The organism is Salinispora sp. H7-4 (assembly GCF_013416675.1).
GTDB classification, from domain to species: Bacteria; Actinomycetota; Actinomycetes; order Mycobacteriales; family Micromonosporaceae; genus Micromonospora; species Micromonospora vitiensis.
The window spans coordinates 290,214-303,074 of the sequence record NZ_JABZED010000003.1 but is presented as its reverse complement, the minus strand read 5'-3'; the positions used below and the strand labels follow the sequence as shown (position 1 = coordinate 303,074).

General features: G+C 70.3%; 11 protein-coding genes. 4 read left to right on the top strand and 7 right to left on the bottom strand.

Annotated elements, in window-relative coordinates; all coding sequences use genetic code 11:
- Nucleotides 1-167: 167 nt before the first annotated feature.
- The gene (locus H0524_RS03295) at nucleotides 168-1,118 is read right to left on the bottom strand and encodes a diacylglycerol kinase family protein (RefSeq protein WP_180197327.1); all 951 of its coding nucleotides are present in this window, start codon (nucleotides 1,116-1,118) and stop codon (nucleotides 168-170) included.
- A gap of 42 nt (nucleotides 1,119-1,160) precedes the next feature.
- On the opposite strand from H0524_RS03295, the gene H0524_RS03290 reads away from it, so the two are divergent.
- Nucleotides 1,161-1,550, top strand: a complete 390-nt coding sequence (locus H0524_RS03290) for a hypothetical protein (RefSeq protein ID WP_180197326.1) — start codon at nucleotides 1,161-1,163, stop codon at nucleotides 1,548-1,550.
- A gap of 56 nt (nucleotides 1,551-1,606) precedes the next feature.
- Here H0524_RS03290 and H0524_RS03285 read toward each other — a convergent pair whose 3' ends face one another.
- On the bottom strand, nucleotides 1,607-2,008 hold the full coding sequence (locus H0524_RS03285; RefSeq protein ID WP_180197325.1) for an anti-sigma regulatory factor: 402 nt from the start codon (nucleotides 2,006-2,008) through the stop codon (nucleotides 1,607-1,609).
- Nucleotides 2,009-2,145: 137 nt separating this feature from the next.
- Nucleotides 2,146-2,550, bottom strand: a complete 405-nt coding sequence (gene sodN, locus H0524_RS03280) for a superoxide dismutase, Ni (RefSeq protein ID WP_180197324.1) — start codon at nucleotides 2,548-2,550, stop codon at nucleotides 2,146-2,148.
- Between the two features lie 24 nt (nucleotides 2,551-2,574).
- Between sodN and H0524_RS03275 the strand changes: the two genes are divergently transcribed.
- The 3 genes from H0524_RS03275 to H0524_RS03265 all read left to right on the top strand — a co-directional run bounded on the left by H0524_RS03275 (nucleotide 2,575) and on the right by H0524_RS03265 (nucleotide 5,420).
- Nucleotides 2,575-2,976, top strand: coding sequence for a S24/S26 family peptidase (locus H0524_RS03275; protein WP_180197323.1), 402 nt, complete (start codon nucleotides 2,575-2,577; stop codon nucleotides 2,974-2,976).
- Between the two features lie 142 nt (nucleotides 2,977-3,118).
- Nucleotides 3,119-4,294: an NADP-dependent malic enzyme gene (locus tag H0524_RS03270; RefSeq protein WP_180197322.1), complete on the top strand. Its 1,176-nt coding sequence runs from the start codon at nucleotides 3,119-3,121 to the stop codon at nucleotides 4,292-4,294.
- Between the two features lie 163 nt (nucleotides 4,295-4,457).
- The gene (locus H0524_RS03265; RefSeq protein ID WP_180197321.1) at nucleotides 4,458-5,420 is read left to right on the top strand and encodes a zinc-binding dehydrogenase; all 963 of its coding nucleotides are present in this window, start codon (nucleotides 4,458-4,460) and stop codon (nucleotides 5,418-5,420) included.
- Nucleotides 5,421-5,426: 6 nt separating this feature from the next.
- Here H0524_RS03265 and H0524_RS03260 read toward each other — a convergent pair whose 3' ends face one another.
- From H0524_RS03260 to H0524_RS03245, 4 genes are all read right to left on the bottom strand, one after another.
- Nucleotides 5,427-6,542, bottom strand: a complete 1,116-nt coding sequence (locus H0524_RS03260; RefSeq protein WP_180197320.1) for an acetate/propionate family kinase — start codon at nucleotides 6,540-6,542, stop codon at nucleotides 5,427-5,429.
- Nucleotides 6,539-8,614 carry a phosphate acetyltransferase gene (gene pta / locus H0524_RS03255; protein WP_180197319.1) on the bottom strand — a complete coding sequence of 692 codons (2,076 nt, stop codon included), beginning with the start codon at nucleotides 8,612-8,614 and terminating at the stop codon, nucleotides 6,539-6,541. Before pta ends, H0524_RS03260 begins: the two co-directional genes overlap by 4 nt.
- Nucleotides 8,615-8,784: 170 nt before the next feature.
- Nucleotides 8,785-8,964: a DUF6104 family protein gene (locus tag H0524_RS03250; protein WP_033661887.1), complete on the bottom strand. Its 180-nt coding sequence runs from the start codon at nucleotides 8,962-8,964 to the stop codon at nucleotides 8,785-8,787.
- Nucleotides 8,965-9,041: 77 nt separating this feature from the next.
- Nucleotides 9,042-12,788 (bottom strand): multifunctional oxoglutarate decarboxylase/oxoglutarate dehydrogenase thiamine pyrophosphate-binding subunit/dihydrolipoyllysine-residue succinyltransferase subunit, encoded by a 3,747-nt coding sequence (locus H0524_RS03245; RefSeq protein ID WP_180197318.1) that lies wholly within the window; start codon nucleotides 12,786-12,788, stop codon nucleotides 9,042-9,044.
- Between the last annotated feature and the right edge of the window lie 73 nt (nucleotides 12,789-12,861).

The following is a 12,861-nucleotide window of genomic DNA, read 5'->3' as shown; positions in this document are numbered from 1 at the left end:
ACAACCAGTTGTCCTGATTTGCCCGAGGCTCCGGATACTCGGAGTACCACAGTCGGGGATCAATATAGTACGGCGGCACTGATTTCGCTGACATTTCCGTCACTCACCCCAACGTGGCGCCAATCGTCATCGGACGGGCTGGCTCAACCGAGGGGAGTACCCGAGGGCTAGCAGATTACTCGTACTGCTGCGGGTGCGGCGGTGAATTCGACTTTTTCGCACTCGCCCAGGTACTCACCGTCGAGCTGGAACGCCTGTGGGTGACGGGCGATCAAGGTGAACTCGGTCAGATCGTGGAGGCGGAGTACCTGTTTGCCGCGCGGACCCGGTGTTCGGCCGAAGAATTGAGTGATCGTCCGTGTTGTGCTGGTCACTCGGAGCTGCCGCAGTGCGAAAGCGTCCAGGCCGAGGTCGAACGACGCCTCCGGATTTGGGTTCACCTCCCGGTCGCCGAGGTACGTCCAGGGTGCGGTGTTCTGGACGATCACTGTGGCGAGCTGCTCCTCGGTGGGTTGGTCCGGCCGCTGGAGGGCGATAGCGGGGTGCCGGCGGTCCGAGGCGAGGAAGTACTGGGCAAGGGTTGATCGGAAGTACAGACTGGGCGTGGAGACCTCTCCGCGCCGACGGGACCGTTCCACCCGGTGGATCACCGCGGCGTCAACTCCGAAGCCGGCGCAGAAGGTGAAGTAACGCTCATCCGCCCGACCCAGGCCGATGGTGCGGTGCCGGTTCAGCCGCAGCCCTTCCAGGATCATGCTGGTGCTGTCCGGCCACTCCCGGGGTAGGCCGAGAGCGCGGGCGAAGACGTTCGTCGAACCGCCCGGCACGGTTGCCAGGGCGGGCAACTGCTCGGCCGGTGCTCTCCCGGTCGGCCCCGCCGTCGGCAGCGCGGACATCAGCCCGTTGACGACCTCGTTGACCGTGCCGTCGCCACCGAGCGTGACGACCAGGTCGACGCCCTCCTCGGCCGCCTGGCGGGCCAGGGTTGTGGCGTGCCCCCGGTGTCGGGTGTAGCGCACCGACAGGTCGACTTCACTGCGTAGCGCCCGGACCAGGACATCCCGGCTGCGCTCGCTGGTGGTGGTGGCCTTGGGGTTGACCACCAGGACGGCCCGCATGGGCGGCACTGTACCGCGTGGCGGCATCGGTATCGTGGTCGCGTGACGATCGCCTCCAACCAGATACCCGGCCCGCTCCGGTGGGCCGTCCTGACGCTGCGTGGTGAGGCGGGCGCCGTCGGTCTGATCGTTGGCTGGCTGCTCTGGGCAAACCTCACGGCGCCCAGCGTTGACCTGGCATCGGCGCTGCTGTTGACGGTGTTCGCCGCTGGTGCGGCAGCCGTGCTCTGGGCGCTGGGCGGCGCGCTCGCCCGGTGTCGGGCGGGCGCCCGAGCTCCGGCGATCGTGCTTCAGCTCATGCTGTTGCCGATCGGATGGTTCATGATCCAGGGCGGGCTTGGTTGGCTCGGCGGGCCACTGATGGCGTTGGGCCTCGGCGTCACCGCCCTGCTGCTCAGTACCCCGACGACCCGTGCCCTCGGCTTCGAGTAAGGGCGTTTTCGAGTGCGGGCGCTGGCAGCCGTCGGTCCTGGCGGGTGCGGCGCGACCTAGCCGGCGACGCGACGGGTCAGCAGGGAGATGGTTGCGCGGTCGTTGTCAGTGGTAGCGGCGGCCGAGGTGGTCAGTGCGGTGAGCACCTTCCAGGCAAAGGAGGACTCGGCCGGCAGCCGCGCACCGCGGGAGGTTGGCACCGTGACGTCAACGGCGAGGGCATCGTCGGTTACGGAGAACCGGCACTCCAACTCGGCGTGCTGGGTGGCGATCGAAAGCAGCATGGCGCACGCCTCGTCGACCGCGATCCGGAGATCCTCGATCTCGTCGAGGGCGAACTGCAGCCGGGCCGCGAGCCCGGCCGTGGCTGTGCGGAGCACGCTCAGGTAGCCGCCGTCCGCGGGCACGGTCAGGTGCACCACGTCATCGCTGGCGGATTGGCTGGTCGTCGGAGTCACGCGTCATCCCCCCGGGACGCCCGTTACCCGGATCGGGGATGGCGGCCCGCCCGGAAACTCTACCCGGTACCCCGACGCAGCCACCACGGCGACGGCCGGCGCCTCCGCGGACGCGCCGGCCGTCGCCGGGCCTTCACCTACGCCTTCTTGGTCTCCCAGAAGATCTTCGAGATCTCGTCGATCTTCTGCAGCAACTCGTCGGCCTTCGCCGGGTCGGTCGCGCCCTTGGCGCCGGCCGCGCCGGCCAGCTTGGTGGCCTCGTTGAAGAGCTGGTGCAGGTGCGAGTACTTCTCGAAGTGAGCCGGCTTGAAGTAGTCGGTCCACAGCACCCACAGGTGGTGCTTCACCAGCTCGGCCCGCTGCTCCTTGATCAGGATGGCCCGGGTGCGGAACTCCGGGTCGGTGTTGGCCTGGTACTTCTCGCAGATCATTTTCACCGACTCGGCCTCGATCCGGGCCTGTGCCGGGTCGTAGACGCCGCAGGGCAGGTCGCAGTGGGCGCTGGCGGTCACTCGGGGGGTGAGGATGCGTGGAAGTCGCATCAGGAGCCTCCTGGGAAGTTTGCGATGATCGAGCACGACATTACTTGGAGGCCGTACCCGGTGGAGGTGAACGGCATGCCCCCGTCCCCGCCGTGCCCGGCGCCGGGTGCCCGGTGGGCGCTCTCCGCCGTCCTGGTGACGGGCCCCTCGATGGCGCCGACCCTGCGGCACGGCGACGCGGTACTGGTGCGCCGTGGGGAACGGGGTGTCCGGGCCGGTGACGTGGTGGTCGCGGTCTTTCGGAGTCGCCCCGACCTGCTGGTGGTCAAGCGGGCGGTCAGTCCGACCGCGGAGGGCTGGTGGCTCACGGGCGACAACCCGTTGATCACTGACGACTCACGGGCGTACGGTGGGGCGGACATCTGGGGGCGGGTGGTGGCGCGCTACTGGCCGCGGCCTCGGCTGCTGCGCCGCCGTGGAGTATGACCCTACTCACATCCGGGCGGCGTGCGTCACACTATGCTCGGCAGGTGTCCCGGGTGACCCCCATGCCTCGCGCCGCCGGTCAGCGCCCACCTCGCGCCCGGACCGGCCGGTCCAGCTGTATCGACAGATCCTGGAGTCACCAATGTCATCGTCCACTGTGGACCCCGCGGACCCGGTCTTCCGACTGCATCAGGGCGGGAAGCTGGCCGTCGCCTCGACCGTCCCGCTGCACAGCCGGGAAGACCTCTCCCTGGCGTACACCCCAGGGGTGGCCCGGGTCTGTGCGGCCATCGCCGCCGACCCGCGGCACGCTGATGACTACACCTGGGTCGGGCACACGGTCGCGGTCGTCACCGACGGCTCCGCCGTGCTGGGGCTCGGCAACATCGGCCCACGCGCCGCGCTGCCGGTCATGGAGGGCAAGGCCGTGCTCTTCAAGCAGTTCGGTGGGGTGGACGCGGTGCCGATCTGTCTGAACACGCAGGACGTGGACGAGATCGTGGCGGCGGTACGGGCCCTCGCCCCCTCCTTCGGCGGCATCAACCTGGAGGACATCAGCGCGCCGCGCTGCTTCGAGGTCGAGCGGCGCCTCGACGGGGCGCTGGACATCCCGGTCTTCCACGATGACCAACACGGCACCGCGATCGTCGTGCTCGCCGCGCTCCGCAATGCGGCGGTGCTGCTCAGCCGAAAGCTCGGCGATCTTCGGGTGGCGATCAGTGGCGCGGGTGCCGCCGGAGTGGCGGTGACCAAGATGCTCGTCGCCGGCGGAGTCAACCCGGACCAGGTGGTGGTCTGTGACTCCCGGGGCATCATCGGACCGCACCGCGAAGGTCTCACCAGTGCCAAGGCCGAGCTGGCGGAGTTGACCAACGGTGACGGCCGGCGGGGCGACGTGGCCGAGGCGCTGCGCGGCGCCGACGTGCTGATCGGGGTCTCCGGTGGCCAGATCCCCGAGGCGGCGGTGGCCGGCATGGCTCCGGGCGGGATCGTCTTCGCGCTGGCCAACCCCACCCCGGAGGTGCAGCCGGAGGTGGCCGCCCGGCACGTCGCGGTGGTCGCCACCGGTCGAAGCGACCACCCCAACCAGATCAACAATGTGCTCGCCTTCCCCGGTGTCTTCCGCGGCGCGCTGGACGCCCGGGCCACCCGGGTCACCGATGGCATGAAGGTGGCAGCGGCGGACGCGATTGCCGGGGTGGTGGCCGACTCGCTCACACCCGAGGCGATCGTCCCGTCACCACTCGACCCGCGGGTCGCCCCCGCGGTGGCCGAGGCGGTCGCGGAGGCCGCACGGCGCGGAGGCGTAACCCGGTAGCCGCGGCGGCGCGGGATCCGTGCGGCGCGGGATCCGTGCGGCGCGGGGTTCGTATGGCGCGCGGTTCGTGCGGCGCGGGATCCGTGCGGCGCGACGGCGTAGCCCCGACGTGTGGCCTCGCACACGCCAATGGGCCTTCTGGTCGCCCGCCCGGGTTGTTACCGTGCCGATCATGCGTGCCGCCTTCGCCTCCCGCTTCGACGACGCCAACCCGCTCGCCGCGCTCACCGTGGGCGAGCGGCCGGAACCCGCCCACCACGGCGACGACTGGGTGACCATCCAGGTCACCGCCAGCTCGCTCAATCACCACGATCTCTGGTCGCTGCGCGGCGTCGGACTACGCGCGGAGCAGCTGCCGATGATCCTGGGCTGCGACGGGGCCGGCGTTGGCCCGGACGGCAACCCGGTGGTTGTCTACCCGGTGCTCCCCACCCCGAGCGACCCCCGCCGGATCTCGATCCTCTCCGAGCACTTCCCGGGCACGCTGGCCGAACGGGTCGCCGTACCCCGGGCGAATCTGCTGCCGCTGCCGGCGGGCCTGGCGGCGACCGATGCCGCCTGCCTGCCCACCGCCTGGCTGACCGCGTGGCGGATGCTCACCACCCGGGGCCGGGTGGACGAGGCCGCCGCCGTGCTGGTGCAGGGGGCGGGAGGAGGCGTGGCCACCGCAGCCGTCGCGCTCGCCGCCGCGATGGGGAAGCGGGTCTACGCGACCAGCCGGGACGCCGCCAAGCGGGAGCGGGTCGCGGCGCTCGGCGCCATCGCCGTCGAACCGGGCGCCCGGCTGCCGGAGCGGGTGGACCTGGTGATCGAGACAGTCGGTGCCGCGACCTTCGACCACTCGCTGAAGTCAGCCGCGCCGATGGCCCGGATCGTGGTCTCCGGCGCTACCGCCGGACACGAACCCACCGTCAACCTGCGCCGGGTCTTCGCCATGCAGCTGGAGATCCTCGGCACCTCCATGGGCACCCCGGACGAGCTGGCCGCGCTGCTGGCCTTCTGCGCCGAGCGGGGGCTGCGCCCGGTGGTGGACCGGGTGGTGCCGTTCACCGCGGTCGAGGAGGCCTTCGCCCGCCTGCACTCCGGCGACGTCTTCGGCAAGGTGGTCGTCGACCACACCGCCTGAGCGACGTCAGCGTCGGCCCGCCACCTCCCGGGCGGAACGGGCGATCTCCCGCTCCTCGTCGGTGCCGATGACGAAGACCGCCACCTCGCTCCCGTCCGGCGAGATGACCCGGTCGCCACTGCCGGCGTTGCGCTCCGGATCGACCGCGATCCCGAGGCGCTCCAGTCCGGCCAGGGCCACCGTGCGGAGTTCGGCGGTGTGCTCGCCGACGCCGGCGGTGAAGGTCACCGCGTCGACCCGGCCGAGCAGCGCGTAGTACGCCCCGACGTAGCTGGTGATCCGGCGGCAGTACACGTCGAAGGCGAGCCGGGCGGCCGGGTCGCCGTCCGCCCGGCGGGCGAGCACCTCGCGCATGTCATTGTCGCCGGTGAGCCCGTACAGGCCGCTGCGGTGGTTGAGCAGGTCGTCGATCTCGTCGACGCCCAGCCCGCCCTCCCGCCGCAGGTGAAAGATCACCGCTGGGTCCAGGTCGCCGCTCCGGGTGCCCATGACCAGCCCCTCGAGCGGGGACATCCCCATCGAGGTGGCCACGCTGCGCCCGCCGGCCACCGCGGCGGCGCTCGCGCCATTGCCCAGGTGCAGGGTGATGGTGTTGGTGTCGGCGTACGGACGACCCAGCAACTCCGCCGTACGCCGGGAGACGTACGCGTGGGAGGTGCCGTGGAAGCCGTACCGCCGGATACCGTACCGGTCGGCTGTCGCCCGGTCGATCGCGTACGTGGCGGCGGACTCGGGCAGCGTGGTGTGGAAGGCGGTGTCGAAGACGGCGACCTGGGGGACACCGGGCAGCGCCGCCCGGGCGACCTCGATGCCGGCCAGGTTGGCCGGGTTGTGTAACGGGGCGAGTGGCACCAACTCTCGGATCGCGGTGAGCACCGCGTCGTCGATCAGGACCGGCTCGCCGAAGCGGCGGCCACCGTGCACCACCCGGTGGCCAACGGCGGCGAGCCCGGTCAGGTCGAGTTCGGTGAGGATCCCCCGGATGGCGGTGCCGTGGTCCGCCGGCCCGCCCCCGGGTTCACCGATCCGCGCGACGGCGCCCCGGTCCAGGACGTCGTCGCCGTCGTAGAGCCGCCACTTGACCGACGACGACCCAGAGTTGAGTACCAGCACCCGGCTCATTTGCCTGCCTCCCCGGCCTGGATCGCGGTGATCGCCACCGTGTTGACGATGTCCGGGACGGTCGCACCCCGGGAAAGGTCGTTCACCGGCCGGCGGAGCCCCTGCATGACCGGCCCGACCGCGACCGCCCGGGCAGACCGCTGCACCGCCTTGTACGTGTTGTTGCCCGTGTTCAGGTCCGGGAAGACGAAAACCGTCGCCCGCCCGGCGACCGTGCTGCCGGGCAGCTTCGTCGCCGCGACCGTCGGGTCGATCGCCGCGTCGTACTGGATCGGCCCCTCGACCAGCAGATCCGGTCGGCGCTCCCGAACCCGTTGGGTGGCCTCCGCGACCTTCTCCACGTCGGCGCCGGCGCCCGAGCTGCCGGTCGAGTACGACAGCATCGCCACCCGCGGCTCGATGCCGAACCGGACGGCGGTGTCGGCGGACGAGATCGCGATGTCGGCGAGTTGCGCGGCGTCCGGGTCGGGATTGACCGCGCAGTCGCCGTAGACGAGTACCCGGTCGGCGAGCAGCATGAAGAAGACACTGGAGGCGATGGAGACGCCGGGCAGGTTGCGGATGATCTCGAAGGCGGGGCGGATGGTGGCGGCGGTGGTGTGGGTGGCGCCTGAGACCATGCCGTCGGCGTACCCGGCCCACACCATCATCGTGCCGAAGTAGTTCGGCTGGGGCACGATGTCGTGGGCGAGGTCCGGGGTGATGCCCCGGTGGGCGCGGAGCCGGGCGTACCCGTCGGCGAACTCGTCGCGCCACTCGCTGGTGAATGGATCGATCACCCGTGCGCCGGCGATGTCGACGCCCAGCTCCCGGGTCCGCCGGGCGATATCGTCGGGCCGGCCGAGCAGGGTCAGCTCGGCCACATCCCGGCGTAGCAGGATTTCTGCTGCCCGCAGGATCCGCTCCTCGTTCCCCTCCGGCAGCACCACATGCCGGCGCTGTGCCCGGGCCCGGTCGATCAGGTCGTACTCGAACATCAGCGGGGTGACCCGCTGCGACCGGGTGACCCGCAGTCGGCGGGACAGGTCGTCGGTGTCCACGCAGCGTTCGAAGGCGCCCAGCGCGGCCTCCACCTTGCGCGGGTTGCTGGCGCTGAGCCGGCCCTCGATCCGGTTGCAGGCGGCCACCGTGTCGTAGCTGTCGCTGGGCACGGCAAGCACGGCGAGGCCCGGCCGTAGCCGCTCGACCAGCCGCATGGTGCGCGGATCGGGCGTTTCACCGAGGGTGAGGACCAGCCCGGAGAGCGCGACCTGTCCCGCGACGTGCGCGGCGTTGGTGGCGACCAGGAGATCGTCCCGATCCCCCGGCATGATCACCAGGGCGCCTTCGGTCAGGTGGTCGAGCAGCGTGGGCACGTGGGCCGCGCCGACGACGTAGTCGAGTACGTCGCGGCTGAGGGTGGCATCGTCCCCGCCGAGCTGGGTGGCGCCGAGCGCCGTCGCCACCTCGGCAACGGTCGGCGCCGACACGCTGGGCACCTCGGGGATCAGGTACGCGGGCACCGGCAGCTCGGGCAGGGTGAGCGGACCGGTCACCCGGTTCGCGACGACCGCCAGCACCGTCGCGCCGAGGTCCGCCAGGTCGTGGTACGCCCCCCGGGCCGCCGCCGCGATGGTGGCGGTCTCCTGCTCGTACCCGTCCACCACGGGGACCACGACGCTGCCGAACTCGGTCGCGAGCCGGGCATTGAAGGCCAGTTCCCGGGGGCCGGCGCCGTCGCCGTCGTCGGCGAAGTCGCTGCCCACCACGACCACTGCCGGGAACTGCCGCTCGACCGCGCGGTACCGCTCGACGATGCGGGAGACGAGCTGTTCCCGCCGGCCTTCGGCGACCATCCCGGTGGCCTCGGTGTAGGTGGTGCCGGTGAGGTCCTCGATCGGCAGGTCGACCCGATACCGTTCGCTCAGTAGGGCGAGGATCGGGTCCGGCTGGTGGCCTCGGACCAACGGTCGGAAGATTCCGACTCGGCCAACCTGTCGGGACAACAGTTCCGCCAGTCCCAGGGCGACGGTGGACTTGCCGCCACCGGAACTCACGCTGGTCAGATACACACTCCGGGCCACGAGATCCACTCTAGGAGCTCAGTGGGCTGTCCGCCCGGGTCCTTCGGCCCGGTCATCCGGCCCGGGGGACCCGGGTCTTCGTCCTGCCCACGATTCCTCGGGGGAGTTTCGTGCCGTTCCCGGGGAATCGTGCCGTTTCCTGGGGAGTTGTGGCGCGGCTCTCGGGAGAGCTTGCGGCCCTACTCGTCGTCCTCGTCGTCCAGCCGAGCCAGGTAGGTGGCGAAGCGCTCGATCGGGGTCTCGAAGTCGGGGTTCTGGTCGACGAAGTCGCGTAGGCGCTCGGCGAGCCACTCGATGCTGACCTGCTCGTCGCCGCGGCGCTCGGTCAGTTCCTCGATCCCTCGGTCGGTGAAGTACATGCGTTCCTCGGTCACGTCGTGAAGGGGGGGGCCGGGACGGTTGTCCCGGCCCCCCACAGGTACGGGTGGGGTGGTGCCTACGGGCGGGGGAGTGCGGCGTCGAGCAGGGCGGAGAGCTCGACGTCGTGCATCTTGGCCGAGCCGACCGCCGGGGCGGCCGCCGCTGGGCGGGAGATGCGGCGCAGCCGTACCCCGTCCAGGTGCTCCAGCATGTTGAGCGCGACGAACGACCAGGCGCCCTGGTTGGCCGGCTCCTCCTGGACCCAGGCGAAGTCCACCGCGTTCGGGTATGCCGCGAGCGCGGCCCGAATCTCCTCGATCGGCATCGGGTAGAGCTGCTCGACCCGGATGATCGCAGTGTCGGTGATACCGCGATCCTGCCGGGCCTGGAACAGGTCGTAGTAGACCTTGCCTGAGCAGAGCAACACCCGCTGCACCTGCTCCGGGGCGGGGGCACCCCCGTCGGGCAGCACCGGCTGGAAGGTGCCGTTGGTGAAGTCCTCGACCTGCGAGACGCAGAGCCGGTGCCGCAGCAGGGACTTCGGCGTGAAGACGATGAGGGGCTTGCGCTTCGGCGACAGGGCCTGGCGACGCAGCAGGTGGAAGTAGTTCGCCGGCGTCGTCGGGATCGCCACCCGCATGTTGTCCTCGGCGCAGAGCTGGAGGAACCGTTCCGGGCGGCCGGAGGTGTGGTCCGGGCCCTGGCCCTCGTGGCCGTGCGGCAACAGCAGCGTGACCGCGGAGCGTTGACCCCACTTCACCTCGCCGGAGGAGATGAACTCGTCGATCACCGACTGGGCGCCGTTGACGAAGTCACCGAACTGGGCCTCCCAGCAGACCAGCGCGTTGACGTTCTCCACCGAGTAGCCGTACTCGAAGCCCATCGCCGCGTACTCGGACAGGAGCGAGTCGTGCACGAAGAACCGGGACCGCTCACCGCCGACGGTGAGTGCCGCCAGGGGCAGGTGGTCGTCGCCGGTCTCGGCGTCAACGACGGAGGCGTGCCGCTGCACGAACGTGCCGCGGCGGGAGTCCTGCCCGGCGAGCCGGATGGTGACCCCGTCGTGCAGCAACGCGCCGAAGGCGATGATCTCGCCGAAGCCCCAGTCAATGTTGCCCTCGCTGGCCATCTTGGCCCGCCGGTCGAGCAGCTGCTGGATCCGCTTGTGCGGGGTGAAGCCCTCCGGCAGGTTGAGGTGTGCGTCGCCGATCGTCCGGATCACATCGGCATCGGTGGCGGTCTCCACCGGTGGCTCGGGCTCGTCCTTGCGCTGCGGGCGGCTGAGCTGACGGGGTGCGGTGGCGGCGTCCCGGGTGGCCTTGAAGACCCGCTCCAGCTGCGCCTGGTAGTCGCGCAGCAGCTCCTCCGCGTCCTCCACGGTGATGTCGCCCCGCCCGATCAGTTCCTCGGTGTAGAGCTTGCGAACCGATCGCTTCGAGTCGATGATCCGGTACATCTCCGGGTTCGACATCGACGGGTCGTCGCCCTCGTTGTGCCCGCGGCGCCGGTAGCAGACCAGGTCGATGACGACATCCTTGTTGAACGTCTGCCGGTACTCGAAGGCCAGCTGGGCGACCCGCACCACGGCCTCCGGGTCGTCACCGTTGACGTGGAAGATCGGCGCCTGGATCATCCGGGCCACATCGGTGCTGTAGAGGCTGGAGCGGCTGTACTCCGGTGCGGTGGTGAAGCCGACCTGGTTGTTGACCACCACGTGCACCGTGCCGCCGGTGCGGTAGCCGCGGAGCTGGGACAGGTTCAGCGTCTCGGCGACGACTCCCTGGCCGGCGAAGGCCGCATCCCCGTGCACCGCCAGCGGCAGTACGGTGTAGCCCTCCAGCTTGAGGTCGATCCGGTCCTGCTTGGCCCGGACGATGCCCTCCAGCACCGGGTCAACGGCCTCCAGGTGCGACGGGTTCGCCACCACCGAGACCTTGACCGAGTTCTTGCCGTCCGGGGTGGTGAACTTGCCGTTCTGCCCGAGGTGGTACTTCACGTCGCCGGAGCCCTGCGTGGAGCGCGGGTCCAGGTGTCCCTCGAACTCGGAGAAGATCTTCTCGTACGGCTTGCCGACGATGTTGGCCAACACGTTCAGCCGGCCCCGGTGCGCCATGCCGATGACGACCTCGTCCAGCCCACCTTCGGCGGAGGCCTCCAACACCTCGCCGAGCAGCGGAATCAGCGACTCGCCCCCCTCCAACGAGAAGCGCTTCTGGCCGACGTACTTGGTCTGCAGGAAGGTTTCGAAGGCCTCCGCGGCGTTCAGCCGGTTGAGGACGTGCTTCTGCTCGTTGACCGCCGGCTTCTCGTACTTGCGCTCGACCCGCTGCTGGATCCAGCGCCGCTCCTCCGGGTCCTGGATGTGCATGTACTCGATGCCGACCCGGCGGCAGTAGGTGTCCCGGAGTACGCCGAGGACACTGCGCAACTTCATCCGCTGCCGATTGGCGAATCCGTTCACCGGGAACTGGCGGTCCAGATCCCAGAGGGTGAGCCCGTGCTGAAGGACGTCCAGGTCCGGGTGCTTGCGGATCTTGAACTCCAGCGGGTCGGTGTCGGCCATCAGATGGCCCCGCACCCGGTAGGCGTGGATCAGCTCGTGGACCCGGGCAGTCTTGTTGATCTGCCCCTCGCCGTCGATCGCGACGTCGCGCATCCAGCGCACCGGCTCGTACGGGATGCGGAGCGAGGTGAAGATCTCGTCGTAGAAGCCGTGCTCGCCGAGGAGTACCTCGTGCATCACCTTGAGGAACTCGCCGGACTGCGCGCCCTGGATGATCCGGTGGTCGTAGGTGCTGGTCAGGGTGATGACCTTGCTGACCGCCAACTCGGCGAGGGTGCCCTCGCTCATGCCCTGGTAGGGCGCCGGGTACTCCATTGCGCCGACCCCGATGATCGCGCTCTGGCCGGTCATGAGCCGTGGCATCGAGTGCACGGTGCCGATGCCGCCGGGGTTGGTCAGCGAGATGGTGGTGCCGCCGTAGTCCTCCATGGTCAGCTCGTTCTTCCGAGCCCGTCGGACCACGTCCTCGTACGCCTGCCAGAACTGCCGGAAGTCCAGCTGCTCGCAGGCCTTGATGGAGGGCACCACCAGGTTGCGGCTGCCGTCCGGCTTGACCAGGTCGATCGCGATTCCGAGGTTGATGTGCTCGGGGCGGACCAGCGTCGGTTTGCCGTCCACGACGGCGAAGGAGTTGTTCATCTCCGGGTGCATCGCCAGCGCGCGGACCAGCGCGTACCCGACCAGGTGGGTGAAGCTGACCTTCCCGCCGCGGCCCCGGGCGAGATGGTTGTTGATCACGATGCGGTTGTCCACCAGCAGCTTGGCCGGGACGGCGCGCACGCTGGTCGCGGTCGGCACGCTCAACGAGGCGTCCATGTTCTGGACGATCTTGGCGGCGACCCCGCGTAGCGGTGCGGTCTGCGGGCCGGACGAGGTGGGCGTGGCGGCCGGCTTCGTGGGGGCGGGCGTGGCGGCCGGCTTCGCGGCAGCCGGCTTCGCGGCGGGCTTGCTGGGAGCGGGCTTGCTGGGAGCGGGCCTGCTGGGGGCGGCCCGGGTCGACTCGGATTTGCGCTCCGGGGTGGCAGCGGGCGGGGTGGCCGAGGACGCCGACCGGCCGTCGGGCTCCGGCTTCGCGGCCGGTTCGCCATCCCGCGTCTCTCCCGCGCCCGGGGCGGGCCGGTAGTCGGCGAAGAAGTCGTGCCAGGCCGGGTCGACGCTGGTGGGGTCGGTGAGGAACCGCTGGTACATCTCTTCGACGATCCACTCGTTCGGGCCGAAACCCGCCAGTGGGTTCTCCTGCGAGGTCTGCTGGGTCGACACGGCCGGTAATCGCCTCTTTCACGCAAGTTTTGTGGGTTACGCCGAACGCCGGGGGCCCCCGGACACACGAGTC